We start from the raw sequence: 25,282 nt of genomic DNA on the forward strand, positions 1-25,282 counted from the left end.
CTACCCAGGCGTCAGCCTGAGCCCAATAACTATAAAAGAGTCGCAACCATGACCGTGTTATTGAGTGAGCGCAGCCAGATTTTCCAGGGCGCCGATGCCTACGCGGTGTCGGACTACGTCAACCAGCATGTGGGCAGCCACTGCATTCGCCTGCCTCCCAAGGGCCGGCCCCGGGCAAGTATCAGCCATCGCACCTTCGCCAGCCTGGACCTGTGCCGCATCAGCTACGGCGCACCGGTACGGGTCACATCGGTGGCGCTGGAGACCATCTATCACCTGCAGATCCTGTTGAGCGGGCATTGCCGCTCCAGCTCCCGTGGCGAGGATGACGTGTTCGGGCCGGGGGAAATCCTGCTGATCAACCCGGACGACCCGGTCGACCTGACCTATTCCGCCGATTGCGAGAAATTCATCATCAAACTGCCGGTGCGCCTGCTCGAAAACGCCTGCCTGGAGCAGCACTGGAGCCTGCCGCAGGTGGGTATCCGCTTCGCCACAGCCCGCCACGCGCTGAGTGAGATGGGCGGCTTCCTGCCGTTGCTAGGGCTGATCTGCCATGAGGCGGAAAACGCTGCCGAGCCCCACACGCAGGGCCTGTACGAACGCATCGTGGCCAACAAGCTGCTGGCATTGCTGGGCAGCAATGTGTTGCGGGTGATTCCCCAGGCTGCCCACGGCGGTGGGTTTGAAGCGGTGCGCGAATTTATCCAGCAGCACCTGGGCGATGACATCAGCGTCGAGCAGTTGATGGCCGTGGCCAACGTCAGCGAACGTTCGCTGTACAGCCTGTTTGAGCGCCAGGTGGGGCTGTCGCCGCGCGACTATGTACGCCGCTGCAAGCTCGAACGTGTGCACGCACGCTTGCAACTGAGCAGCACGCGCAGCGTGACCGAGGTGGCTTTGGACCATGGCTTCATGCACCTGGGGCGGTTTTCCGAGGCCTATCGCAAACGCTTCGGCGAACTGCCGTCGCAGACCTTCAAACGCCATCGTTAAGCGACGTGCGCCTGGCGGATAACGATGTGCAGGCAGCGGATATTGACGCGCAGGGCGAACACGTACGGTGAGGGCGCCTGATACAAGAACAACGGAGGGCCCGCCCCATGATCAGTAAACTCGACCGACTCGCCGGCCAATTGCGCGAGTCCGTACAGGAAGACCCCGCCACTGGGGTGTTCCGCTGCCGCCGCGACATCTTTACCGACCCCGACCTGTTTGCCCTGGAGATGAAGCACATCTTCGAAGGCGGCTGGATCTACCTGGCCCATGAAAGCCAGGTGCCGCAGGTCAACGATTACTTCACCACCTGGATCGGCCGCCAGCCGGTGGTCATCACCCGTGACAAACACGCCGCGCTGCATGGCCTGGTCAACGCCTGTGCGCATCGCGGCGCCATGCTGTGCCGACGCAAACAAGGCAACAAAGGCTCATTCACTTGCCCCTTCCATGGCTGGACGTTCAGCAACGCCGGCAAGTTGCTCAAGGTAAAGGACGCCAAGACCGGCGCCTACCCGGACAGCTTCGACTGCGACGGCTCCCATGACCTCAAGCGCCTGGCGCGCTTTGAAAACTACCGCGGTTTCCTGTTCGGCAGCCTCAGCGATGCGGTGCCGGAACTGCGCGATTACCTGGGCGAAACCCGCGTCATCATCGACCAGATGGTCGACCAGGCGCCTTTGGGCCTGGAGGTGCTGCGCGGCAGCTCAGCCTATGTGTATGACGGCAACTGGAAGCTGCAAATCGAAAACGGCGCCGACGGTTATCACGTCAGTTCCGTGCACTGGAACTACTCGGCGACCATGGGCCGGCGTAACTATGCAGCCGAAGGCACGCGCACCGTCGACGCCAATGGTTGGTCGAAAAGCCTGGGCGGCGTCTACGCCTTCGACCACGGGCATATCCTGCTGTGGACGCGCCTGCTCAACCCAGAAGTGCGCCCGGTGCACGCGCACCGCGAGGCCTTGGCCGAACGCCTGGGCCAGGCGCGCGCCGACTTTATCGTCGACCAGACCCGCAACCTCTGCCTCTACCCCAATGTGTACCTGATGGACCAGTTCTCGACCCAGATCCGCGTGGTGCGCCCCCTCGCTGTGGATAAAACCGAAGTGACGATCTATTGCATGGCGCCCATCGGCGAAAGCGCCCAGGAGCGTGCCACGCGGATTCGCCAGTACGAAGACTTCTTCAACGTCAGCGGCATGGGCACCCCGGATGACCTCGAGGAATTTCGCGCCTGCCAGACCGGTTACCAAGGCGCAAGCACCCTGTGGAATGACTTGAGCCGTGGCGCCAAACAGTGGGTTGAAGGCGCGGACGCAAACGCCTTGGCCATGGGCATGCAACCGCAGCTCAGCGGGGTCAAGACCGAGGACGAGGGCTTGTTTGTGCGCCAGCATGCGTACTGGGCCCAGAGCCTGCAGCGGGCGATCGAGCGCGAACAGCAAGGGCTGATTGCCAGCGACCGCGAGGTGCAGCCATGAATCTCGCCCGTGACCAACTGCTGGATTTTCTCTACCGTGAAGCGCGCCTGCTCGACGACCGCCAATGGGATGACTGGCTGGCCTGCTATTCGCCCAAGGCCGAGTTCTGGATGCCCGCCTGGGACGATCACGACACCCTCACCGAAGACCCGCAGCGCGAAATCTCGCTGATCTACTACCCCAGCCGTGACGGCCTGGAAGACCGCATCTTCCGTATCAAGACCGAGCGCTCCAGCGCCAGTACGCCCGAGCCGCGCACCGCGCATATGCTGTGCAACCTCGAAGTGCTGGCCGACGACGGCGCGCAGGTGGACCTGCGTTTCAACTGGCACACCCTCAGCCACCGCTACAAAACCACCGACAGTTATTTCGGTACCTCTTTCTATCGCCTCGACATCCGTGCCGAGCAGCCGCTGATCACGCGCAAGAAGGTGGTACTGAAAAACGACTACATCCACCAGGTCATCGACATCTACCACATCTGAGGACGCCGCCATGACGTATGCCATCGCCCTGAACTTCGAGGATGGGGTGACCCGCTTCATCGACTGCAAGGTCGGGGAAAAGGTGCTCGATGCCGCCTTCCGCCAGCGCATCAACCTGCCCATGGACTGCTCGGACGGTGTGTGCGGCACCTGCAAATGCCGCTGTGAAACCGGCGCCTACGACTTGGGCGACGACTACATCGACGACGCCCTGAGCGCCGACGAAGCGCAGGCGCGCCAGGTACTGACCTGCCAGATGGTGCCGCAGTCCGACTGCGTGATCGCCGTACCGGTGCCGTCCAGCGCCTGCAAGACCGGCACCACGCACTTTGCCGCGACGCTGGCCGGCATCACCCGACACGCCGATGCCGCATTGGAGGTGAGTTTCGAGCTGGACCAGGCGCCGGTATTCCTGCCCGGCCAGTACGTGAATATCAGCGTGCCCGACAGTGGGCAGGCACGCGCTTATTCCTTCAGCAGTCGCCCGGGCGACACACGCGCCAGCTTCCTGATCAAGCACGTGCCCGGCGGGTTGATGAGCAACTGGCTCGAGCGCGCCCAGCCGGGCGACAGTGTGGCGATCACCGGCCCACTCGGGAGTTTCTACCTGCGTGAGGTGGCGCGGCCGCTGCTGTTACTGGCCGGAGGCACTGGCCTGGCGCCGTTCCTGTCGATGCTTGAAGTGCTCGCGCAGCGCCAGGAAACCCGCCCGATCCGGTTGATCTACGGCGTAACACGGGATCAGGACCTGGTGATGGTCGAGGCGTTGCAGGCTTTTACCGCGCGTTTGCCCGGTTTCAACCTGGTGACTTGCGTGGCTGATCCGCACACCACTCACCCGCGCCAGGGCTATGTGACTCAGCACATGGCCGACGAAGCCCTCAATGGCGGCGATGTCGACGTGTACCTGTGCGGCCCGCCGCCGATGGTCGATGCGGTGCGCGAACACTTCAAGCGGCAGGGCGTGACCCCGGCCAGCTTCCATTACGAGAAATTCACCGCTAATGCCGTCGCCACGTGCGATGCCGCCTGAGGACTGCCGCATGACTCAACGGTTTAACAACAAGGTCGCGCTGGTCACCGGCGCTGCCCAAGGGATCGGCCGGCGTGTCGCCGAGCGCTTGCTGGAGGAGGGCGCCTGGCTGGTCGCGGTGGATCGCTCCGAGCTTGTGCATGAATTACAGCATGAGCGCGCGCTGCTGCTGACCGCCGACCTGGAACAATACAGCGAGTGCGCGCGGGTGATGGCCGCCGCCACGGCGCGTTTCGGGCGCATCGACGTGCTGGTCAATAACGTCGGCGGGACCATTTGGGCCAAGCCCTTCGAGCATTACGCCGAGGCTGAAATCGAGGCCGAAGTGCGCCGCTCGCTGTTCCCTACGTTGTGGTGCTGCCATTGCGTGCTGTCCTACATGCTGGAGCAGGGCGCGGGCGCCATCGTCAACGTGTCTTCAGTGGCTACGCGTGGGGTCAATCGCGTGCCCTATGGCGCGGCCAAGGGCGGCGTGAATGCCCTGACGGCCTGCCTGGCCCTGGAGACCGCCGGCAGCGGGATTCGCGTCAACGCCACCGCGCCCGGCGGCACCGAGGCACCGCCACGGCGCATCCCGCGCAACAGCCAGCCACAGAGCGAGCAGGAGCGTGTGTGGTACCAGCAGATCGTCGACCAGACCCTCGACAGCAGCCCGATGAACCGCTACGGCAGCATCGACGAACAAGTTGGCGCGATTCTGTTCCTGGCCTGCGACGAGGCCTCCTACATCACCGGCGTGACCTTGCCGGTGGGCGGCGGCGACCTCGGCTAAGGCTTTTTCAAACAGCTGACATTGACTCACAACAACAATAAAGCGAGCACTGCCATGCGTAGCCATGATGTCCATTCGATCATCGATAATGCCCCGTTCAACCGCTTCCACTGGTTGATCGTGAGCCTGTGTGCGTTGCTGTTGATCTTTGACGGCTATGACTTGTTTATCTATGGCGTGGTGCTGCCGTCAATCATGCGCGAGTGGGGGCTGACGCCGTTGCAGGCTGGCGCCCTGGGCAGCTATGCGCTGTTCGGCATGATGTTCGGTGCGTTGATTTTCGGCACCCTGGCCGACCGTTTCGGGCGCAAGAAAGGCATCGTGTTCTGTTTCACCCTGTTCAGTCTGGCCACCGTGATCAATGGCTTTGCCAGCAGCCCAACCGAGTTCGGTATCTGCCGTTTTATCGCCGGGCTCGGCTGCGGCGGGTTGATGCCCAACGCGGCGGCGCTGATCAATGAATACGCGCCGAAGAAATTGCGCAGTACCTTGATGGCCTTCATGTTCAGCGGCTATTCCCTGGGCGGCATGCTCGCCGCCAGCGTCGGGATTTTCATGCTGCCAGCCTATGGTTGGCAGTCGATGTTTTTTGTGGCGGTGATTCCGCTGCTGCTGTTGCCACTGATTGTGTACTGGCTGCCTGAGTCCATCGGCTTCCTGATCCGCCAGGGCCAACAAGACAAGGCTCGCGCGCTGCTTAATCGGTTGTCGCCCGGCACCAGCATCGAGGTCGACGATGCGCTGGTGATCGCCGACAGCCAAGGTAAAGGCGCCTCGGTGGTGGAGCTGTTCCGGCATGGCCTGGCGGTGCGTACGGCGATGATCTGGATCGCGTTTTTCTGTTGCCTGCTGATGGTCTATGCATTGAGTTCGTGGCTGCCCAAGCTGATGGCTGGCGCCGGTTACAGCCTGGGGTCGAGCCTGTCGTTCCTGATCGTGCTGAATCTGGGCGGCATGGCCGGGGCGCTGCTCGGCGGCCGTTTGGGCGACCGCCTGAACCTGGTGAAAGTGGTGATCTGCTTCTTCGCCGCCGCCGTGGTCTCGATCAGCCTGCTGGGCATCAACAGCCCGATGCCGGTCCTGTACCTGCTGATCTTCGTCGCGGGCGCCACCACCATTGGCACGCAAATCCTGCTGTACGCAGGGGCTGCGCAGCTGTACGGCCTGTCGATTCGCGCCACAGGCCTGGGCTGGGCATCCGGCATCGGCCGCAATGGCGCGATTGTCGGCCCGCTGCTGGGCGGTGCGCTGCTGGCGATCGAACTGCCTCTGCAATTGAATTTCATGGCCTTTGCCATCCCCGGCGCGATTGCAGCGCTGGCGATGACGGTATTTGCCCTGAATGAGCGGCGCACTCGTATTGCCATTCATGGTTTGTGGAAAGGCACAAATGATGAGGTGAAAAGCCTGCCAGAAGACGCTTAGAGACTCTCAGGATCCCCAAAAAACATCTGAATCCGCGACCGCAACCACCGCTCCCCCGGATCATTATCCTGCGACCCACGCCACGCCATATGCAGCTCAAACGTGCGCACCGGCAACGGTGGGTCTTCGGCGCGCAAACCGCCCGCTGCGGTCAGTGCCTCGGCGGCGTAGTCCGGCACGGTGGCGAGGATGTCGGTGCCGGCCAGCAGTGTGCCCAGCCCGTTGAATTGCGGCACTGCCAGGACCACGTGGCGTTTGCGATCAAGTTTTTCCAGTTCTTCATCAATAAACCCGCTCAGGTCGCCCGCGAAGGACACGAGGGCGTGAGGGCGGGAGCAGAAGTCGTCCAGGCTCAGGGAGCCGGGCACGCTGTCGGCACGCAGCAGTTTCGGCAGGCTGCGGCGCAGCACCTTGCGTTTGGCGTTGGCCGGCAGGTCGGCGGTGTAGCTCACGCCAATGGAAATTTCCCCGGAAGCGAGCAGGCCTGGCATCAGGATGTAGTTGACGCGGCGCACCACCAGCACAATGCCGGGCGCCTCGGCGCGCAGGCGCTTGAGCAGTTGCGGCAGCAGGGCGAATTCAACGTCGTCGGACAGGCCGATACGGAACACGGCGGTGCTGGTGGCCGGGTCGAATTCGGCGGCGCGGCTGACGGCGGTGGAAATCGAGTCCAGGGCCGGGGAGAGCAGGGCGAAGATTTCCACCGCGCGTGCCGTTGGCTCCATGCTGCGCCCGGTGCGCACGAACAGCGGGTCATCGAACAGCCCGCGCAGGCGCGACAACGCCGCGCTGATGGCCGGCTGGCCAAGGAACAATTTCTCGGCAGCGCGGGTCACACTGCGCTCATGCATCAAGGTTTCGAATACGATCAAGAGGTTAAGGTCGACACGACGCAGGTCGTTACGGTTCATCTTGTGTCCTGGAAGAGTCAGCAAACTTGACGTGAGCGGCCACATGTAAACAATGACCGGCATGAATCTTACGGGGAAAGGCTGGTACTCTGCACCGGATAATTCAGTTTTCCTACGATACTTGAGGCTAATGCCTCACTTGCGGAATCAATGACAGGCATGTCGACTATTAATGGCGACCGGTGGTCTTACCCGGAAAGCCCAGATAGAGTTCATGGCATTAGAGGTTACTTTGACGAGGTTTGCGATGTCCCGCACGATCCGTTTTCACAAGTTTGGTCCGGCCGAGGTGCTCAAATGCGAAGAGCATGCAGCCGCGCAGCCCGCACCGGGCGAAGTGCAGGTGCGTGTCGAAGCGATTGGCATCAGCTGGTATGACATTCTGTGGCGCCAGAACCTGGCGTCTTCCCATGCCCGTCTGCCGTCCGGCCTTGGCCATGAGATGGCCGGTGTGGTGGTGGCCCTCGGCGAGGGCGTGGATGACTTGGCGGTAGGCGATAAAGTCGCCAGTTTTCCGGCCGAGAGCCCCAATGATTACCCGGTATATGGCGAGCAAATCGTGTTGCCGCGTTCGGCGCTGACCCGTTATCCGGATGTGCTGAGCCCGATTGAAGCCAGCGTGCATTACACGCCGCTGTTGATCGCCTACTTTGCCTATATGGATCTGGCGCGGGTCAAACCCGGCCAGTTTGCCCTGGTGACTGACGCCAGCCACTGTGCCGGCCCTTCGTTTGTACAATTGGGCAAGGCGCTTGGCGTGCGGGTGATCGCCGCGACCAAAGACAGTGCCGAGCGTGAATACCTGCTGTCGCTGGGGGCCGAAAAGGTCATCGTCACCGAAGAGCAGGACCTGCTGATGCAAATCAACAAGTTCACCGATAACCGCGGCGTGGATGTGGTGTTCGATGGCTTGGGCGGCCCGCAGATGTCGTTGCTCGGTGATGTGCTGGCGCCACGTGGCAGCCTGGTGCTCTACGGCTTGCAAGGTGGCAACCAGACGCCGTTCCCGGCCTGCGCAGCGTTCCAGAAGAACATCCAGTTCTTTGTGCACTGTATCGGTAACTTCACCGGCAAGCCGGAGTTGGGCATCATTCAGGACCACGTTGCCTTGCAACGCGCCTTGCGTGACATCAACCAACTGACGGCCGACCGCGTGCTGGTGCCATTGAAAACCACAGTGTTTGCGTTCAACCAGTTTGTAGAAGCACACCGTTACATGGACGAATGCCCGTGCCGCGAGCGCGTAGCGTTGCAGGTTGAGGCTGTTTGAGGTGTAGGAAGATTCGTAAATGAGTCTTGCAAACCCTGGGCGCATGGGGCAAATGCGCCATTTGACAGGGTTGAATCCGCGCGTTGTCTGAAACGCGCAACGGCCGTCCGGCCCCACAAACGATGCCCTTTTCCCCGTCGCCGCCCTGAAATTCAGCGCGGCGTTGTTGTGTCTGCGCCCTGCGTATTTGGCCCGGTAACTATCTGAACTGCTTTTCGGTCAACTTCTGTATCTGTTAATCATTATTTCAGCGCTGATAATTGCCACTTCACTTTCAACTCAAGGACTGAGTAATGAATGACGTTTTGATTCATTGGCGGGTACTTCCTGCAACTACGAGTGGCGCAACCTCTGCCAGGACGCGAGGCGGTTGGCACTCCAAGGGCGGGTTTCAAGCGATGCATGGATGGAGATTGAAGTTTGACAATTTTTATTTGTCAGATGGTTCTTTGAATTCAAGGTTAAAGGGCTGTAGGAGCCTGTCTGAATATTCCTAGGAGCATTGCTGCCAATCGTCAGGATGCTTGCGGTACGGCCCTCCGGTGCCAGGAATGCTCGGGGGAGAGCCCATTAGGCAGCTCCTATCGATTTGTTACTGGGTGCTAGTGTTTATCTGTCGCACACACTGCGCCGCAGGCAACGTTCTTACACATGCAATAGGTCGAGCAACTACGCTCGGTAGTTGTTTTGAACTGATATTTCAACTCAGGTAGTAGAACTATGAGCGCTATTCACGAACAGGCCATGAATTATGTTTACCAGCAAGTTCAACAACGCTTGGTGGGGTATTTCACACGCGCAGAGCGCACCGCACTTCAATTGTTGATTCAGCGTATTGTCGTGGCCGCCGGCGGCATGGAGCAAGTGGGCGATTACAAAGTGCTGGTGGCCCATGGCGGTGGTGAAGTCAGCACCTACACCCTGGCGTTACTGCGTGCTGCACAGTTGAGTATTGCCGGGCGTGCGCCCAAGACTTTCCAGCTACGGGTGGCGACGTTGCGCCACACCGGCATGACGCAAGACACCCTTGAGGCGATTCATCGCGGTTACAGCCGGCTGTTTTTCCATGATGACGACCGGGTCGAGTTGTTGATGGTCGAAAACGAACAGGTGTTGCCCTTCAATCATCAGCGCCCGGCCTCCAGCCGCGGCTGTGAAGCTCACCAGCGCAACATGTTGATGGTGGGGCATCTGACCTCCGGCGATGTTCGCGCCACGCTGTGCAACGATGCGTACCTGGCACTGGGGGATTTCTATCAGCGTGTCACCGCCTGGAACGGTGGCGTGCACGCATTGGTCAGTGGCGACTCCGCGCGCAAACAGAGCCAGTTGCTGGCTTGGCTGAAAAAGGCTGCCCAGGCCAAAAGCGTCAAGGCTGCCAAAGGCAAGCCGACATCGCTCGGCGGCTTGTTTACGCGCATGGATGAGTGGAGCGGCGACTTCTACCGTGACCTGTATGGCGAGCACTATGTGCCCAAGGCTGACGTCAGCCCGGGTGGGTATCGCCACCTGGCCTACATCGGGATTGCCGACTTGCTCGAAGGCATTGACCGCGCCAGTGCGCCATTGCTCATCGATTTCATGGCTTATACGCCAGATCCGCTGGGCTTTCACTTCAGCCACCCAAGCTTTGCCAACCCACCTTTGATGGCGCACCTGCGCGGCCTGCAGGCTGAGTGCCTGCGCGAGTTGCATTACGAAGAGGGCGTCGAGGAGTTCCTGGGGCAGGCGCGCAATTACCTGCGTCGCCGGCAGGTGCCCGAAGAGCTGGTGAACCAGGTGGCCAGTCGCGAAGAGCGTGCATTGTCGAGCAATTATGCTCAGCAGTTCTTCGGCCTGGACGAAAACCAGCTGATCTGCCTGTTGTTTTCGCCCTTCATTCATCATGGCGAACGGCTGGAAGGTTACTTGCGTCAGTGCCACCCTGGCATGCTGGTGGCGTTGCCCGAGCTGCACAAGGTATTGCAGGGCAAGCCTGCCGCCGAGATGTTGCAGCAATGGGTCGCCGATGCCAGTGGGTTGCCGTTGCCTTTGCTCCAGCATCTGTACCGCAAGCGGCCGATGAACCTGTCCCCCGGCGGTGCCCGCAATGCACCTGTGCAAAGGTCTCAAGCCCGTGATGGCATGGCCTTTCAGCTGTCTGGACGATGACGCTGCGGGGCGCGCGACAGGCTGATTTTGCGTATCAGGCGGTCTATCGTTACATGATCAACCTGATTAACGAGGTCAGCACGGATACGCGCGTAAAGCTGCCGTCGTTGCGCCAGTTATCCCAGCGACTCAAGGTGTCGATCTCCACCATTCAGTATGCGTATTCGCTGCTGGAAAAGGAGGGCAGGGTGTATTCGGTGGCCAAGTCTGGGTATTACGCTTGGCCGCTTGCCGGTGGCCCAGTGACCTGTCCCAGCGGGGATTTGCTCGAACGCCTCTATGTGGCGTCCCGGCGCCCCGGCATGACCGTGCTCAGCGGAGATGAGCCCGCCTTGCTGGCCTCTCTGGACGGCGCCTTGCTACGTCTTGAGCGCGAGCTGGTGCGCCAGTATCCAGGGCACCTGCAGCCTTGGTCCCAGCCCTGCGGGGTATGGGAGCTGAGGGCGGCGCTGGCGGCTCGCTACACCTCATCACCGACTCGTTACTGGCATGCTGATGACGTGTACATCGGCGCAGATTTGCGCGGTGTACTCGACATCCTGGTCGAAGTATTGGGTTTGCGCGGTACCACGGTGGTGGTCGAGTCGCCTTGCGAGTGGTCGATTCTGCGCCTTCTGCAGGATGCCGGGGTACGTATCCTTGAGGTGCCCTGGAGTGATGATGGCCGCCTGGAACTGGGATTGCTCGAAGAGATGCTGTGTAACGAGTCGGTGCAATTGGTTTTGCTGTCGTCGTCCATCAGCCTGCCGTCAGCCTTTGCCTTGCAGCCCCAAGACCGTCTGGAGGTGGCACAACTGCTCGATCGGTACGATTGCTGGCTATTGGAAAACGACACCTGCGGCGAATTGGGATTCAAGCCGGCATCGGCTGCCCTGCGCGATCTGGTCAACCCTGAGCGTTTGGTCGTGTTCGCCTCGTTCGAGAAAATACTCGGCCCAGAGGCCCCGTTTGGCTACGCGTTGTCGCGGCACTTGAGCGCTGAATTGCAGCGCCAGTTCCTGCTGCGCTCGTTCCGGCTGTCCTCCATTCGCCAGCGCGCGATTGCGCGCTTGTACCACAGCGGCAAAATCGACCAGCACCTGCACCACTTGCGCGGGCTGCTGCGTGACCAGGCGGGCGAAATGAGCGAACTTCTGGGCCAGCACTTGGGTGATCAAGTGACTTACCGGATGCCGGCGGGCGGGGCCACCTTTTGGTTGGGCGCCTCCCGGGCGGTGGACATGCGCAAGGCTTTCCACTACTTGCTGGCGCGTCAAATTGTCGTGGCGCCCGGTGAGCTGTTCAGCGTGTGCGGCCTGCACCAACAGCATCTGCGGTTGAGCAACACCTTCCACGGGCAGCCCAACCTGGACGTCGCCTTGGCATTGGTGAGCGAGGCGTTGCGTGATGCACAGATCAGCTAGATACATGAAACTTCTCTGTGGTTTGTAGGATCAATACCGTCGCGCAGTAGTCCAACTCTCAGTAAACTGTCATTTTTTCCGAATCCTTCTTTTCGAGGTTTATGCATGACAATCAGTCCTTTTGCGGGCAAGCCGGCGCCAGCCCAGTTGCTGGTGGATATCCCGCGACTGGTCACGGCCTATTACACCGGCCAGCCTGATGCAGCGATCTCCACCCAGCGCGTGGCCTTTGGTACTTCCGGGCACCGTGGCAGCTCGTTCGAGCTGAGTTTCAACGAATGGCACGTGCTTGCCATCAGCCAGGCCATTTGCCTGTACCGTGAAGCCCAGGGCATCAACGGCCCCTTGTTCGTCGGCCTGGACACCCACGCGCTGTCGACCCCGGCGGGCGCCAGCGCCCTGGAAGTGTTGGCAGCCAACGGCGTGCACGTGATGCTGGCTGAAGGCGATGAATACACGCCGACCCCGGCCATTTCCCACGCCATCATTTGCTACAACCGTGGCCGTACCAGCGGCCTGGCGGACGGCATTGTGATTACGCCGTCGCACAACCCGCCACAAAGTGGCGGCTACAAGTACAACCCGCCCAATGGTGGCCCGGCCGATACCCACGTCACCAAGTGGATCGAAGCCAAGGCCAACGAGTTGCTGGCCAACCAGCTGGCCGGGGTTAAACGCATTACCCATGCCCAGGCGCTCAAGGCCGACACCACCCATCGCCATGACTACCTCAACAGCTACGTGGCCGACCTGGTCAATGTGATCGACATGGACGCCATCCGCAGCGCCGACCTGCGCCTGGGCGTGGATCCGTTGGGCGGAGCAGGGGTGCGCTACTGGTCGGCGATTGCCGAACACTACCGTTTGAACCTGGACGTGGTGAACACAGAGGTCGACTCGACGTTCCGCTTCATGAGCGTCGATTGGGACGGTCAGATCCGCATGGACCCGTCCTCCAGCTATGCGATGCAAGGCTTGATCGGCCTCAAGGAACGTTTCGACGTCGCCTTCGCCTGCGACCCGGACCATGACCGCCACGGCATCGTTACGCCTTCCGGTGGCCTGTTGGCACCGAATAACTACCTCGCCGTGTCGATTGATTACCTGTTCCAGAACCGTCCGCAGTGGCGCGCCGATGCTGCTGTGGGTAAGACCGTGGTCAGCAGCGGCTTGATTGATCGCGTTGCGGCGCGTATCGGCCGGCGCTTGTACGAGGTGCCTGTGGGCTTCAAGTGGTTTGCCGATGGCCTGTTCGAAGGCTCGCTGGGCTTTGGCGGCGAAGAAAGCGCCGGCGCCTCGTTCCTGCGCAAGGACGGCACGGTGTGGAGTACCGACAAAGACGGCCTGATCCCGGCCTTGCTGGCCGCCGAAATGACCTCGCGCAAAGGCCAGGACCCAAGCCAGATCTACCGTGGCCTGACGGATGCGCTGGGCGAGCCGTTCGCGATTCGTGTCGACGCCAAGGCGACCCCGGCGCAGAAAGCGCTGCTGGGCAAGCTGTCGCCGGAGCAGGTCACTTCCACGCAACTGGCCGGAGAGAGCATCCACCAGATCCTCAGCCACGCGCCAGGTAATAACCAGGCAATCGGCGGCTTGAAAGTGATGACCGAAAACGGCTGGTTCGCCGCGCGGCCATCGGGCACCGAGGACATCTACAAGATCTACGCCGAAAGCTTTGTGGGTGAAGACCACCTCAAGCAGTTGGTGGAAGAGGCACAGGTGCTGGTAGACGGCGCCATCTCCCAGTAATACCGCAGATCCAAACGTGTGGGAGCTGGCTTGCCTGCGATAGCATCACCGCGGTGTAACAAATACACCGAGGTGTCTGTATCGCAGGCAAGCCAGCTCCCACACAAGCCCGCTCCCACATTGCTTTGTGTTAAGCCAGATCTACCAAGACGATTTCGCTGTCTTCAACCGCCGTTACCCGCAACACCTGTTCATCTTCAACCGCTACCCCGTCTCGAGCTTGTGCGCGCAAGCCATTGACTTCTATCACCCCGGTTGCTGGCACCAAATACGCCCGGCGCCCGCTGTCCAGCCGATACTCGGCACTTTCCCCAGCCTTCAAATTAGCCGCCACCAGACGTGCGTCCGCCCGAATGCGCAAGCTCTCAGTGTCACCGGCCTTACCGCTGGCCAGGGTCACAAAACCCTCGCGATTGCCCTTGGGAAAAGGCTTGGCACCCCAGGAAGGCGGCAGCCCGGCTTCATTGGGGATGATCCAGATCTGGAAAATCTTGGCCGGCGTGGCTTCCAGGTTGTATTCACTGTGAGCAATCCCGGTGCCGGCGCTCATAACCTGCACGTCGCCTGCTTCGGTGCGGCCTTTATTGCCGAGGTTGTCGGCATGGCTGATGGCGCCTTCACGCACATACGTGATGATTTCCATGTCGCGATGCGGGTGCTGCGGGAAGCCCGTGCCGGGCGCAATGATGTCGTCGTTCCACACCCGCAGATTGCCCCAGTGCATGCGCTTGGGGTCGTGGTACTCGGCGAAGGAAAAGTGATGATGGGCATCGAGCCAGCCATGATGGGCGCCGCCCAGGGTGTTGAAAGGTCGAAGTTCAAGCATGATGGGTCTCCTGTGGATGGTGGTTATCATCCAGCAGCAGATGATCGATAAAAAGCGTAAAAAGTGCCTGATTCTCATCTATTCATTCGATTGATTGCTGGCGTTTTGACTTTTACTTCAGCGTCTAACTGCATGACAACAAAGCAATTGGCTGGAACTGCGCGCCGATTCCGGCGACCATGGCAGCTTCGCCAAAACCATCCTCATCGCTGGAGTCCGCGTGCCGCAACAAACGCCTGATCTGCCCCCCGAACTGCGTCCCCTGGCAGAAATGCCCCTGCTGAAACGGCTCGCCGCCCGTTTGTTTGGCCATGGCCTGACACGTTTGCGTGCCCAGCATCGGTTTTCCTGGCTGCACGGCCAGGCTGACGGCTTTCGCAGCGGGCACGAAGCGGGTGTGGAATATGGCTACCGCGAAGGCAAGGCCGACGGCCTCGAGGAAGGTCGGCAAGTGTTGCTGATCCGCGACTTCCGCCCCGATGAGCACCGTGCGCCGGGGGTAGATGACAGCCTGTTCGACGATTGGCGCCTGCCCCTCACGGCCGATGTGAAGAAGCGCATGAAGGCTGACGTAGCACGCCTGCTGCCGGCCCACGCTCAGCCCAGTGCTGCGCAGTGGAAGATGATCTTCAGTGACACGCCCTCGACCTCGGTGATTGCCGGTGCCGGCGCGGGCAAATCCACCTCGCTGGTGCTGCGCATTCTGTTACTGACCCACTACCTGGGCTTTGAGCTGAGTTCGATGACCGTGGTGACCTTCACCCGCGAATCGCGCAAAGACTTCATCAACAAGCTCATGGAGATTCTCAGTCTGTGGGGCCAGCCCCTTGGTTTCAAAGAAGCTCAGGCCGTGGTGCGTACCTTCCACTCACGCATCCTGCCGATGGTACGTAGCTTGCCAGGCTTCGAACGGCTGCAAGCGTTTGAAAACCTCAGCAGCGGTGTCGAGGACGCCGACAGCAACCCCTTCGACCTGCGTATCAGCGACGCCCAGCGCCAACAGATGAACAGCTGTTATCACCGCCTGCACGGCCGCCATGCGCGCTTTCGCGAGCTGATAGCACCGTTGGCCCGCCATGGCCTGCAACTCAGGGAACTGGAGCGCGACCACCCCGACGTACAAAAGCGCATCGCTGTCACCGAACTGGCCGCCAAGCGCGATGAAGAACTCTGCGACGTGATCGAGGATCTGTGGTTTCGCGCCGGCGCCTGGCCGATCAAGGGCATAGAGCCCAGTCGCCAAACCTTCGAAATCAATGGTGCGCAATTTCACTGTCACGGCTACATCGCGGAACTGGACGCTTGGGTGGTATTGGGTTTTGACTCGCGGGAAAACGCGCAGATCAGCCGGCCGAATTCAAAGCTTTCCGTGCGCGCCGAGTGGGCGGTAAAGCGAACCCTGTTTCAAGCTTTCTGTCGCAAGCCACTGATATGGCTGGATAACTATGAATCATCAAAGCGCCTTTTAAGCAGCCTGGCGGGTGATGCCAGCGCCGGACCGGGCTTTGATTACAAGGTCAAGGGCGAGCTGGCCTCGGCGCCGTTGCTGGACAGTTTCGTGATGGCTGCCGGGTTTATCGAGAACCTCGGGCTGGATGTGCCCACGGCTGTAGGGCAAATGAGCTTCGCCAAGGACGACCCGGACCGGGGCTACTTTGAAGCCTTGAGCATTTTCTGGAAGGCGCTGGAAGATCATTTGCTCGATCAATCACCGCCGATCATGACCTATAACCGCATGTTCTCGCTGTTCGGTGAGAACACCCCGGAAAACCTCAAGCTGCTCAGCGATCCATTGCTGCGGCCGATGTCGCACCTGATGATCGACGAGTTCCAGGACGTATCGCCGCAGATCGTCTCGTGGATCCGTGCCAGCCTGCGCGAGATTCGCAGCCGTGGCCCGGCGATGCATGTGGGGCGTGGCGCGCAACGCTCTTCGTTGCTGTGCGTGGGTGATGACTGGCAGTCGATCTATGGCTGGCGCGGTAGTTCGCCCAAGTACTTCATGGCGTTCAACCAGGAGTTCCCGTCGCCCAGCACCACACGCGTGATGCTCAGCGAGAACTACCGCAGCCACCAGCACATCATCGACGCTGCCGAGCATGTGGTACGCACGGCCCCCGCGATCCCCGGCAAGAAGGCCAAGGCCAGTGGCGAACCCAAGGCTTTGCAACCCGTAGTGGTGCTGGAACGAGACGACGCCGCGCTGGGGCGGCAGTTGATTGAGCACTATCAACGCGGTGAAACGGTGTTAATGCTTTATCGAAAAAGCAGCGATAAGTTGTTGATTCAAGAGCATATTCAGTCTGTAGTTAATGTTGATTCTAGCTTGACTTCGCAGGATCGCCGACTCAAACAGCTGACTTATCACAGTGCCAAGGGCCTGCAAGCTGACGCGGTATTCCTGCTCGGGGATTGCCAGCACGTCACCAGCTCGCCTTACAAAAATCAGATTTACCGCATGGCCGGATTGGGCAAGGACGGCGACAGCGAGCCTTACGACAGCGCGCAGAAAGACGAAGTGCTGCGCCTGGCCTATGTCGGCATTACTCGGGCGGTGAGCCATTGCTACTGGTATGTGGAGAAACCGGAAGGCCAGGGTGTGAATGTGCCGAGGGCTTCGGAGCGGGTCGATGGGCGAAAGGCGTTTTTTGATGATCGGCGTAGCTAGCCGCTAAACACAGTTCTAAATGTGGGAGCGGGCTTGCCCGCGATAGCAGTAGATCAGCTAGCACCTCTGCAAACTGACACTCCGCTATCGCGGGCAAGCCCGCTCCCACATTGGATAGTCATTGCCTTATAAATGAGTGTTAGGCCCGTAAAGACAGCGGCGGCACAAAACACTCCAGCTCATCCTCCACCGCCTCGATGATGCGCTCCACATCGGCCGCATTCATCACCGTGGAGCAAGGAATGCCGGCAATCGCGATCAGCGTCTCGCCGCTCGCCCGGTCGAACAGGCGCGCGACCATACTGCCGGGGGCGTCCATGCTGCCCTCGAAGCCCATTGGATGAAAATGCCAGCGCATCAGCTGGCAGGCGTTGGGAAATGTCACTTTGTTCATGTTGCCCACCTTGTTCATTGAGCGCTTCCTTTAGCTCGCGGCAGGGGCCATGACCTTCACTGGTCGTGGCATCAAGAAGTTCAAAATAGCATTCGTTCGTAAGCGCGCGGTGACTTTTTAGCGGCCGTTCGGCAGTTCTTTTGCGGTTATATGACGTAGGTCATGTCTTACCTAAAACTAGGCAAAAGGCCATTAGTCAGAAGTTACAGTTGGCCATTGAATGCCGCCGGCAAATTCGGCAATCTCCCAGGCATTCCCGCCGCAGAGCCTTCCATGCAACCCGTCTTGAGCGAAGAGTGCGAACAAACCCAAGCCACCGGCGATCTGGTGCTGCGCCATCACCTGTGCTGGCGCCATCGTGACCTGGATGGCGTGATGTCCTACTACCACCCCGATATCCAATACCACGACTTCTTCCAAAACCGCGTGGTGGGCTACGCCGAGCTGCGCGAGTACCTGCAAGCCAGCATGCCGCGTGGCGCCGACGAAGCGATCGAGCACATTGACCGCATTCGCGCCGACGGCGACACCGCGTTTATCCAGTACCGCATTACCCTGCGCGGCGGGCAGGGCCTGGTGTCGTTTCGCACCAGTGAGGCGATCACCGTGCGCGATGGGTTGATCTGGCGCGTCAACGAATACGCCTCTCTGGTGCATGAGCAGCCAGCCCAGGCCTTGCGCCCGACGGTCAGCCGCCTGGGCCTGTCGCCCCAGCAATTGGGGCATATGGCCAAGGATCTGCAGCAGTACTTCGAACTCAAGCAAGCCTATCTCGACCCGGAGCTTGACCTGCAACGGGTGGCCACGGAGTGTGGCTACAGCCGCAACCAGATTTCCTACCTGCTTAACCAGGTGCTGGGGCAGAGCTTTTACCGCTACGTCAACCAGGCTCGGCTCCAGCACCTGCTGGCCGCGCTGGATAAGGCCGTGCCGCCGATAAAGGTCGATGACCTGGCGTTTGCCGCCGGTTTTAATTCGCTGTCGGCGTTCTACAGCGCGTTCCGCCAGCACACCGGCCAATCGCCCAAGGCTTACGTCAAACAAATTTCTCTGCGTGCACGCGCGCAAGACAGCCAATAACACCACGCTCTAGGATCCAGCCTATCGAAATGAGGGTGGAGAGCTTGGCATGCCGGCATGGCGCAACATCAGTTTATGGATGGACCAGTTGGACGACCCGCTGGTAGCGCGGCCGTCCCTTGCGCACGACCTGGACGTCAATGTGGCGATCATCGGCGCCGGCTACACCGGGCTGTGGACCGCCTACTACCTCAAGCGCCAGGCTCCTGAACTGACCATCGCGATTATCGAAGCGCAGACCGCAGGCTTCGGTGCATCGGGCCGCAATGGCGGCTGGTTGATGGGCAACCTGTTGGGTGAAGACCGCCTGCTCGCCGGCCTGTCACCGCAACAACGGCGCGCTTCGTTTGACCTGCTGCATGGCATCCCCGACGAAGTCGCCCAGGTACTGGCCCGTGAAGGCATCGACTGCGACTACCGCAAGGGCGGCGTGCTGTACTGCGCGGCGCGCTATCCGGAGCAGGAAGGCAGCCTGCGCCGTTACCTGGACACGCTCCACGCCCAGGGCCTCACCGAAGAGGATTACCGCTGGCTGAGCCCGCAACAGCTGGCCGAGCAAATCCGCATCGCCAAACCATATGGCGGTATCTACGCACCCCATGTCGCGACCATCAACCCCGCCAAACTGGTGCGCGGCCTGGCGCGGGTGGTGGAGAACATGGGCGTGACGATCTATGAGAACAGCCCCGTCACCCATTGGCAGTCCGGCAGCGTGTGCACGGCCAATGCCAGCGTGCGCGCCGCGTGGGTAGTGCCGGCGGTTGAGGGTTACGCCACCACGTTGCCGCCGTTGGGACGCTATCAGTTACCGGTGCAAAGCCTGATTGTCGCCACCGAACCGTTGCCGGCCAGCACCTGGGATGAGATTGGCTTGAGCCGAGGCCAGGCCTTTGGCGAAAGCAGCCGCCAGGTCACCTACGGCCAGCGTTCAGCGGATGACCGCCTGATATTCGGCGCCCGTGGCGGCTATCAGTTTGCCGGCAAGCTGCGCCACAACTTTGACCTGACCACCGACGAGGTGGAGCTGCGTCGCTACCTGTTCAGCGAACTCTTCCCGCAGCTCAAAAACACCAGGATTACCCACTCCTGGGGCGGCAACCTCGGCATGTCGCGCAACTTCCGGCCGCACATGCTCTGCGATCACAAAACCGGCATCGCGCTGTCCGGTGGTTATGGCGGGGAGGGCGTCGGCGCCAGCAACCTCGGAGGCCGCACGTTGGCCGACATGATTCTGGGGCTCGATACGCCGCTGACCACCCAGCCCTGGGTGATTCGCGAGCGTGGCCTGGAGGCGCTCAAGGCCTGGGAGCCCGAGCCCTGCCGCTGGCTGGGTTACAACGCGATCATTCGCAGTTTTGTCCATGAAGACCAGGTGTTGGCCAACCCCAACACCGCGCCTTGGCGGCGCAAATTGGCGACCGGCGTGGCCGGGTTCATGGAAGGTTTCATGCACTGAGACATTTCACTCACACGGGAAGACCCATGAGCATCACTCACTTTAAAGACGCGCTGAACGCCCACCTGCCGGACTCGTCACCGGTGGCCGTGCCCTTGGGCGAGCCCATCGCCGTAGCCTCGACCTTAAGCGTTGAGCGCAACGACGGCGTCGAAACCGGCATTTGGCAATGCACGCCAGGCCGCTGGCGCCGACAGATCAAATCCCAGGAGTTTTGCCACTTCATCCAGGGCCGCTGCACCTTCACCCCCGACAGCGGTGAAGTCGTTCATATACAAGCCGGCGATGCACTGATGTTGCCGGCCAACAGCACTGGTATCTGGGATATCCACGAGACCGTGCGCAAGACCTACGTATTGATCCTGTAACGCTTTGATCCTTGATCGCCTGCCATAAAAACAGCCCTAAAACCGCCAGGAAATCGAACCATGAAAGCCATTGCCCTGTTGCCCTTGATGTTGGTGGCCGCTATCAGCCAGGCCGCCGAGACGGTGAAGATCTACAACTGGTCGGACTACATCGCGCCGGACACCACCAAGAACTTCCAGAAAGAAACCGGCATCGGTTTCACCTACGACGTGTACGACAGCAACGAAACCCTCGACGGCAAGTTGATGACCGGCAAATCCGGTTATGACGTGGTGTTTCCGTCCAACCACTTCATGGCCCGGCAGATCCAGGGCGGCGCGCTTAAAAAACTCGACAAGAGCCAGCTGCCCAACTGGAAAAACCTCAACCCGGTGCTGCTCAAGGCCCTGCAAAACAACGATCCGGGCAATGAGCATGGTTTCCCCTACCTGTGGGGCAGCACCGGCATCGGCTACAACATCGACAAGGTCAAGGCGGTGCTCGGCGATAACGCGCCCGTGGACTCCTGGGACCTGATCTTCAAACCCGAGAACATGGCCAAGCTGCAAAAATGTGGCGTGGCGATTCTCGACAACGGCCCGGAATTGCTGCCAGCGGCGCTTAATTACCTGGGCCTGCCGCCCCACAGCAAAAAGGCCGAGGACTACAAAAAGGCTGAAGACCTGTTGATGAAAGTGCGTCCGTATGTGGCCTACTTCCATTCCTCGAAATACACCGCCGACCTGGCCAATGGCGACATTTGTGTGGCCGTCGGCTTCTCCGGCGATATCCTGCAGGCCGAAAGCCGCGCCAAGGAAGCCAAGAACGGCGTGAACATCGGCTACAACATTCCCAAGGAAGGCGCCGCCATCTGGTTCGACATGGTCGCCATGCCCGCCGATGCCCCGGATGAAAAAGCCGGTTACGCGTTCATGAACTACCTGCTGCGCCCGGAAGTGATGGCCAGCATCACCAACTACGTGCACTACGCCAACGGCAACGCAGCGGCTGACAGCCTGGTAGACCCGGCGATCAAGGCCGACACCAAGGTGTACCCAAGCCCGGAAATGATGGGCAAGTTGTTTGCGCTTGAAGCCATGCCGCTGAACATCGACCGGATCCGTACGCGGGTGTGGAACACCATTCGTACCGGCCGCTAGGCCTGCCTTGCAGGCCTGCTTTCTGTGGCAAGCCCGCTCACCACAGGAATTCCTCTGACCATACATGTGCGCGTGGTCAGGGGTTTTCCAGATCATGCCCCAACGACTGGATAAACAACGAAAACAGCTCCGGCTGTGACGAAATATCCAGCTTCGCGTACAGATGTCGCCGGTGCACCTTCACGGTATCCGGCGAGATCTTCAAGCGCTCGGCCATGGCCTTGGACGAAAACCCTCGCAACACCAGACGCGCCACTTCCAGCTCGCGCTCCGACAGCACACCGCTGCCAAAATGGCTGAGTGCGTCGCGGATCTGCGTGTCCATCGCCGGCGCACGCTGGGTGCTTTGCTGCCAGTGCTGTTGCATCAACGGCAGCACCCAGGCCGCCAGTGTGGTCATCAACCCGGTTTCTTCAAAGTTGAAGCGCCGCTGCATGCCCAGCGATAACGACAACGTGCCTGTACCCGGCAATTGCAAAATGAATTGCACCTCGTCTTCGAGCACGTTGTCGTGGAAGTAGTTGAGGAAGTACTCACTCTGGCGAAAATGGTCCGGCGCCACTTCCTCCAGGCGATACACGCCGCTGGCATACCCTTCGCGGTAAGCCTGGTAAAACGGGTCGATCAGGTACAGGCCATTAAGGTACACCAGCATCGAGGCCGGTTTGCTGCTGGGCTGGGCGTCGTATTCTTCCAGGGCCAGGGGCGGGCCATCGACGGGGTAAAAAATCGCCAGGGCGTTATCGAACGGCAGGCATTGGTGCAGCAACAGCACCAACTGTTTCCAGAAGCGCTCGGTGCCCAGGTGTGCGACGGTGCGGCCCAGGCCAGCATGCATGCCGACCTCTCTGAACAGGCTCATAAACACGGCTCCAGCCCTCAATAGATCGGCCAAGGGTTCGGCTTTTGCCGGGTATCGTCAAGGGGAGTACGCCAATAGGGGCATTGGCCTGCATAAACACAGCGTTTACTTTGCCGTCATCCAGCGAGAAACATATCTCGCAACCGCCCGACTTTTTTCGTTTCTGCCTCCTACCAAAAACAACGATAGAGGATAACGATATGAGTGCTTCCCCCGCGCCAGACGGCGTGCTCAAGCCCACGCTGAGTGTTTTCGATGTGGTGGCCATTACGGTTTCGGCGGTCACGCCGGCCAGCTCCGTATTCGTGATTGCACCGTTTGCCATCCAGCAGGCGGGCAGTGGTGTGTTCCTGGCGTTTGTGATGGCCGCCTTGCTCGCTCTAATGTTCGCCTTCTGTTACGCCGAACTCGGTCGCGCCCATAACAGCGCCGGTGGTGAATACGTGTACGCCAAGCGGGTGTTTGGCGGCATGGCCGGTTATGCGACGTTTCTGACGGTGCTGGTGATGCTGTTGTTTATCCCGCCGGTCTTGGCCACCGGCGCCGCGACGTACCTGAATAATGCCCTGGGCACAAAATTCGACTCGCAAACCGTCGCCCTGGTCATCGTGGTGTGCAGCTACGCCTTGGGCATCCTCAATATCAAGCTCAATGCCTGGATTACCGGCACCTGCTTGCTGTTGGAAGTGGCGGCGTTGCTGGTGATCGTGTTTATCGGCTTTGGCAACCCGGTACAACCCGCCAGCGTGCTGTTCCAGCCGCAGATCGTCGAAAACGGAGTGCTGCACCTGGCGCCCTGGGCACTGGTGATTGGCGCCGTGGGCATCGGCCTGTTCTCGTTCAATGGTTATGGTCCTGCGGTGTTGCTGGCCGAAGACATGAAGTGCGGTGGCAAAGGCGTGCACAAGGCGGTGCTGTGGTCGCTGGGGCTGGTGGTGGTGATCGAGTTGGTGCCGATCACGGCGCTGTTGATCGGCGCGCCGTCGCTGAGCGAGATGATCAGCAGCCCCGACCCGATCGGCTATCTGCTGAGCAGCCACGGCAATGAAACCCTGTCACGCCTGGTCAGCGCCGGGATCTTCCTGTCGGTGTTCAACGCGATTGTCGCCATCGTCATCCAGATTGGCCGCGTGGTGTTCAGCAGCGGCCGTGATGCCCTGTGGACGCCGCGTATCAACGCGCTGTTCACGCGCATTCACCCACGCTGGGATTCACCGTGGTTGGCCACGCTATTTTTGGCGGTGCCTTCGGCGCTGTTGAGTTTCAGCTCGAACCTGGCGGACCTGACGTCCTTCAGTGTATTGCTGATCATCCTGGTGTACCTGGTGGTGGCGTTGAGCGCGCTGATGAGCCGGGTGCTGCTGCGTGATCGCGAGCATCCGTATCGCATGCCGCTATGGCCACTGCCGGCAGTGCTGGCCGTGCTGGGCGCCGGTTACCTGCTGGTGACCCTGATAGCGGCGGCGTCGGTACGCGACATCATGATCATCATCGGCTTGCTGGCCTTGTCGGTGATTTTGTATTGCATCAGTGGCCGGACGAGTCCGGCGTTTCAGAAACTGTAAGGAGTGGGTATGCGTGCACGTCAATTGGGCATTACGTTGGGGCTGGGCACGCCCGGCGAATTGAATGCCATCACCGATGTTCCGGGCATCCGTGTGGGTCACACCACGCTCAAGACCAGCATCGACGGCAAGCAGGTGCGCACCGGCGTCAGTGTGATCCAGCCGCGCGCCGGGGAGGCGCGACAGCACCCGTGTTTCGCCGGCTACCACGTGCTCAACGGCAATGGCGATGCCACCGGCCTTGAGTGGATCAGCGAGGCGGGGCTGCTGACCACGCCCATCGCCATCACCAACACCCACAGCATCGGGATTGTGCGTGACAGCCTGATCGCCCTGGAGCGCGAGCGCCTGGCGGACCCGGCGGTGTACTGGTGCATGCCGGTGGTGATGGAAACCTACGATGGCTTGCTCAACGATATCTGGGGCCAGCACGTCAAGCCTGAACATGTACGCCAGGCGCTGGACGCGGCCGAGGGCGGGCCGGTGCAAGAGGGCGCAGTCGGCGGCGGCACCGGCATGATCTGCCATGAATTCAAGGGCGGCATCGGTACCGCATCCCGGCGTGTGTCTGAGGAGCAGGGCGGCTGGACCGTGGGCGTGCTGGTGCAGGCCAACCATGGCAAGCGCCAGGAGTTGCGCGTGGATGGCTACCCGGTCGGGCGCCAGTTGATGGACATTCCATCGCCGTTCGCCGAGCGCGGCACGCCGGGCATGGGTTCGATCGTGGTGATCATCGCCACAGACGCGCCGTTGCTGCCCCATCAATGCCAGCGCCTGGCGCAACGCGCCTCAATCGGTATCGCGCGCACCGGCGGCGGCACCGAGGATTCCAGTGGCGACCTGTTCCTGGCCTTCGCCACCGGCAATCACGGGCTGCCGCCGGCTGATTACGGGCGCAAGGACCTGGCACTCAGCAGCGTGTTGCGCATGGTCAACAACGACCATATTTCGCCCTTGTTCAGTGCCGCCGCAGAGGCGGTGGAGGAGGCGATCATCAACGCGATCCTGGCGGGCGAGGACATGACGACTGAAGACGGCGTTTTGGTGCCGGGACTTGCCGACGAAGTATTAATCGGCGCATTAAACAAGTGTGGTTGGAGCCTGTCCCGGTAATTGGGGGCACGCACTTTAATAGTGCGGGTAGTGGCTCTTTAATATTGAACTATGACACCGTGTCAATATATTGGATCCATTATTCAAGAAGGCCGCTCAGCTAGAGCGGCTTTACCGCTATTTAATATTTA

General features: G+C 60.6%; 21 protein-coding genes. 17 read left to right on the forward strand and 4 right to left on the reverse strand.

The features are described 5' to 3' along the window. Positions 1 to 48: 48 nt before the first annotated feature. The 6 genes from K0H48_RS00455 (at position 49) to K0H48_RS00480 (ending at position 6,195) form a co-directional block, all read left to right on the forward strand. Positions 49 to 996: an AraC family transcriptional regulator gene (locus K0H48_RS00455; RefSeq protein WP_219265673.1), complete on the forward strand. Its 948-nt coding sequence runs from the start codon at positions 49 to 51 to the stop codon at positions 994 to 996. 107 nt (positions 997 to 1,103) lie between these two features. Further along, the gene (locus K0H48_RS00460) at positions 1,104 to 2,480 is read left to right on the forward strand and encodes a Rieske 2Fe-2S domain-containing protein (protein WP_219265675.1); all 1,377 of its coding nucleotides are present in this window, start codon (positions 1,104 to 1,106) and stop codon (positions 2,478 to 2,480) included. Continuing rightward, the gene (gene benB / locus K0H48_RS00465) at positions 2,477 to 2,965 is read left to right on the forward strand and encodes a benzoate 1,2-dioxygenase small subunit (RefSeq protein WP_219265677.1); all 489 of its coding nucleotides are present in this window, start codon (positions 2,477 to 2,479) and stop codon (positions 2,963 to 2,965) included. Before K0H48_RS00460 ends, benB begins: the two co-directional genes overlap by 4 nt. A 10-nt stretch (positions 2,966 to 2,975) precedes the next feature. Then, a complete protein-coding gene (gene benC, locus K0H48_RS00470) occupies positions 2,976 to 3,998 on the forward strand; it encodes a benzoate 1,2-dioxygenase electron transfer component BenC (protein ID WP_219265684.1) in 1,023 nt (340 codons plus the stop codon). A 10-nt stretch (positions 3,999 to 4,008) separates the two neighbouring features. Further along, complete coding sequence (locus tag K0H48_RS00475) at positions 4,009 to 4,770, forward strand: 1,6-dihydroxycyclohexa-2,4-diene-1-carboxylate dehydrogenase (protein ID WP_219265693.1); 762 nt, start codon at positions 4,009 to 4,011, stop codon at positions 4,768 to 4,770. Positions 4,771 to 4,824: 54 nt separating this feature from the next. After that, entirely contained in the window at positions 4,825 to 6,195 is a 1,371-nt protein-coding gene (locus tag K0H48_RS00480) for an aromatic acid/H+ symport family MFS transporter (protein ID WP_219265695.1), read from the forward strand. On the opposite strand, the gene K0H48_RS00485 is transcribed toward K0H48_RS00480, so the two are convergent. After that, positions 6,192 to 7,106, reverse strand: a complete 915-nt coding sequence (locus K0H48_RS00485; RefSeq protein WP_257626794.1) for a LysR family transcriptional regulator — start codon at positions 7,104 to 7,106, stop codon at positions 6,192 to 6,194. The genes K0H48_RS00480 and K0H48_RS00485 overlap by 4 nt on opposite strands. Before the next feature lie 247 nt (positions 7,107 to 7,353). On the opposite strand from K0H48_RS00485, the gene K0H48_RS00490 reads away from it, so the two are divergent. The 4 genes from K0H48_RS00490 to pgm all read left to right on the forward strand — a co-directional run bounded on the left by K0H48_RS00490 (position 7,354) and on the right by pgm (position 13,679). Next, positions 7,354 to 8,376: a zinc-dependent alcohol dehydrogenase family protein gene (locus K0H48_RS00490; RefSeq protein WP_017135574.1), complete on the forward strand. Its 1,023-nt coding sequence runs from the start codon at positions 7,354 to 7,356 to the stop codon at positions 8,374 to 8,376. 720 nt (positions 8,377 to 9,096) lie between these two features. Continuing rightward, the gene (locus K0H48_RS00495) at positions 9,097 to 10,527 is read left to right on the forward strand and encodes a hypothetical protein (RefSeq protein ID WP_219265697.1); all 1,431 of its coding nucleotides are present in this window, start codon (positions 9,097 to 9,099) and stop codon (positions 10,525 to 10,527) included. Next, complete coding sequence (locus K0H48_RS00500) at positions 10,524 to 11,930, forward strand: PLP-dependent aminotransferase family protein (RefSeq protein WP_219265699.1); 1,407 nt, start codon at positions 10,524 to 10,526, stop codon at positions 11,928 to 11,930. Before K0H48_RS00495 ends, K0H48_RS00500 begins: the two co-directional genes overlap by 4 nt. Before the next feature lie 105 nt (positions 11,931 to 12,035). After that, complete coding sequence (gene pgm / locus K0H48_RS00505; protein WP_219265701.1) at positions 12,036 to 13,679, forward strand: phosphoglucomutase (alpha-D-glucose-1,6-bisphosphate-dependent); 1,644 nt, start codon at positions 12,036 to 12,038, stop codon at positions 13,677 to 13,679. 130 nt (positions 13,680 to 13,809) lie between these two features. Here the strand turns inward: pgm and K0H48_RS00510 are convergent, their stop codons facing one another. Continuing rightward, positions 13,810 to 14,505 carry a pirin family protein gene (locus tag K0H48_RS00510; protein ID WP_219265703.1) on the reverse strand — a complete coding sequence of 232 codons (696 nt, stop codon included), beginning with the start codon at positions 14,503 to 14,505 and terminating at the stop codon, positions 13,810 to 13,812. Between the two features lie 220 nt (positions 14,506 to 14,725). On the opposite strand from K0H48_RS00510, the gene K0H48_RS00515 reads away from it, so the two are divergent. Continuing rightward, entirely contained in the window at positions 14,726 to 17,173 is a 2,448-nt protein-coding gene (locus tag K0H48_RS00515; protein WP_219265705.1) for a UvrD-helicase domain-containing protein, read from the forward strand. Between the two features lie 139 nt (positions 17,174 to 17,312). Here the strand turns inward: K0H48_RS00515 and K0H48_RS00520 are convergent, their stop codons facing one another. Then, on the reverse strand, positions 17,313 to 17,585 hold the full coding sequence (locus tag K0H48_RS00520; protein ID WP_219265708.1) for a DUF1652 domain-containing protein: 273 nt from the start codon (positions 17,583 to 17,585) through the stop codon (positions 17,313 to 17,315). A gap of 255 nt (positions 17,586 to 17,840) precedes the next feature. Between K0H48_RS00520 and K0H48_RS00525 the strand changes: the two genes are divergently transcribed. From K0H48_RS00525 to K0H48_RS00540, 4 genes are read left to right on the forward strand one after another with little or no spacing between them, the layout of a single operon-like run. Beyond that, on the forward strand, positions 17,841 to 18,647 hold the full coding sequence (locus K0H48_RS00525) for an AraC family transcriptional regulator (RefSeq protein WP_219265714.1): 807 nt from the start codon (positions 17,841 to 17,843) through the stop codon (positions 18,645 to 18,647). A 49-nt stretch (positions 18,648 to 18,696) separates the two neighbouring features. Beyond that, a complete protein-coding gene (locus K0H48_RS00530; protein WP_219265715.1) occupies positions 18,697 to 20,103 on the forward strand; it encodes an FAD-binding oxidoreductase in 1,407 nt (468 codons plus the stop codon). A 26-nt stretch (positions 20,104 to 20,129) separates the two neighbouring features. After that, a complete protein-coding gene (locus K0H48_RS00535) occupies positions 20,130 to 20,471 on the forward strand; it encodes a cupin domain-containing protein (RefSeq protein ID WP_219265717.1) in 342 nt (113 codons plus the stop codon). Between the two features lie 60 nt (positions 20,472 to 20,531). Further along, entirely contained in the window at positions 20,532 to 21,611 is a 1,080-nt protein-coding gene (locus K0H48_RS00540; RefSeq protein ID WP_219265726.1) for a polyamine ABC transporter substrate-binding protein, read from the forward strand. 76 nt (positions 21,612 to 21,687) lie between these two features. Here the strand turns inward: K0H48_RS00540 and K0H48_RS00545 are convergent, their stop codons facing one another. Continuing rightward, positions 21,688 to 22,473 (reverse strand): helix-turn-helix transcriptional regulator, encoded by a 786-nt coding sequence (locus K0H48_RS00545; RefSeq protein WP_219265728.1) that lies wholly within the window; start codon positions 22,471 to 22,473, stop codon positions 21,688 to 21,690. A gap of 200 nt (positions 22,474 to 22,673) precedes the next feature. On the opposite strand from K0H48_RS00545, the gene K0H48_RS00550 reads away from it, so the two are divergent. Both K0H48_RS00550 and K0H48_RS00555 read left to right on the forward strand, forming a co-directional pair. Further along, complete coding sequence (locus tag K0H48_RS00550) at positions 22,674 to 24,038, forward strand: APC family permease (RefSeq protein ID WP_138817615.1); 1,365 nt, start codon at positions 22,674 to 22,676, stop codon at positions 24,036 to 24,038. Positions 24,039 to 24,047: 9 nt separating this feature from the next. Next, positions 24,048 to 25,151, forward strand: coding sequence for a P1 family peptidase (locus K0H48_RS00555; RefSeq protein ID WP_219265730.1), 1,104 nt, complete (start codon positions 24,048 to 24,050; stop codon positions 25,149 to 25,151). The last annotated feature ends 131 nt before the right edge of the window (positions 25,152 to 25,282 follow it).

It is taken from the genome of Pseudomonas sp. Xaverov 259 (assembly GCF_019352915.1).
Classification (GTDB): domain Bacteria; phylum Pseudomonadota; class Gammaproteobacteria; order Pseudomonadales; family Pseudomonadaceae; genus Aquipseudomonas.

Coding starts and splice junctions, on each gene's coding strand:
- K0H48_RS00455 (WP_219265673.1), top strand. CDS start 49: ATGACCGTGTTATTGAGTGAGCGCAGCCAGATTTTCCAGGGCGCCGAT.
- K0H48_RS00460 (WP_219265675.1), top strand. CDS start 1,104: ATGATCAGTAAACTCGACCGACTCGCCGGCCAATTGCGCGAGTCCGTA.
- benB (WP_219265677.1), top strand. CDS start 2,477: ATGAATCTCGCCCGTGACCAACTGCTGGATTTTCTCTACCGTGAAGCG.
- benC (WP_219265684.1), top strand. CDS start 2,976: ATGACGTATGCCATCGCCCTGAACTTCGAGGATGGGGTGACCCGCTTC.
- K0H48_RS00475 (WP_219265693.1), top strand. CDS start 4,009: ATGACTCAACGGTTTAACAACAAGGTCGCGCTGGTCACCGGCGCTGCC.
- K0H48_RS00480 (WP_219265695.1), top strand. CDS start 4,825: ATGCGTAGCCATGATGTCCATTCGATCATCGATAATGCCCCGTTCAAC.
- K0H48_RS00485 (WP_257626794.1), bottom strand. CDS start 7,106: ATGAACCGTAACGACCTGCGTCGTGTCGACCTTAACCTCTTGATCGTA.
- K0H48_RS00490 (WP_017135574.1), top strand. CDS start 7,354: ATGTCCCGCACGATCCGTTTTCACAAGTTTGGTCCGGCCGAGGTGCTC.
- K0H48_RS00495 (WP_219265697.1), top strand. CDS start 9,097: ATGAGCGCTATTCACGAACAGGCCATGAATTATGTTTACCAGCAAGTT.
- K0H48_RS00500 (WP_219265699.1), top strand. CDS start 10,524: ATGACGCTGCGGGGCGCGCGACAGGCTGATTTTGCGTATCAGGCGGTC.
- pgm (WP_219265701.1), top strand. CDS start 12,036: ATGACAATCAGTCCTTTTGCGGGCAAGCCGGCGCCAGCCCAGTTGCTG.
- K0H48_RS00510 (WP_219265703.1), bottom strand. CDS start 14,505: ATGCTTGAACTTCGACCTTTCAACACCCTGGGCGGCGCCCATCATGGC.
- K0H48_RS00520 (WP_219265708.1), bottom strand. CDS start 17,585: ATGAACAAGGTGGGCAACATGAACAAAGTGACATTTCCCAACGCCTGC.
- K0H48_RS00525 (WP_219265714.1), top strand. CDS start 17,841: ATGCAACCCGTCTTGAGCGAAGAGTGCGAACAAACCCAAGCCACCGGC.
- K0H48_RS00530 (WP_219265715.1), top strand. CDS start 18,697: ATGCCGGCATGGCGCAACATCAGTTTATGGATGGACCAGTTGGACGAC.
- K0H48_RS00535 (WP_219265717.1), top strand. CDS start 20,130: ATGAGCATCACTCACTTTAAAGACGCGCTGAACGCCCACCTGCCGGAC.
- K0H48_RS00540 (WP_219265726.1), top strand. CDS start 20,532: ATGAAAGCCATTGCCCTGTTGCCCTTGATGTTGGTGGCCGCTATCAGC.
- K0H48_RS00545 (WP_219265728.1), bottom strand. CDS start 22,473: ATGAGCCTGTTCAGAGAGGTCGGCATGCATGCTGGCCTGGGCCGCACC.
- K0H48_RS00550 (WP_138817615.1), top strand. CDS start 22,674: ATGAGTGCTTCCCCCGCGCCAGACGGCGTGCTCAAGCCCACGCTGAGT.
- K0H48_RS00555 (WP_219265730.1), top strand. CDS start 24,048: ATGCGTGCACGTCAATTGGGCATTACGTTGGGGCTGGGCACGCCCGGC.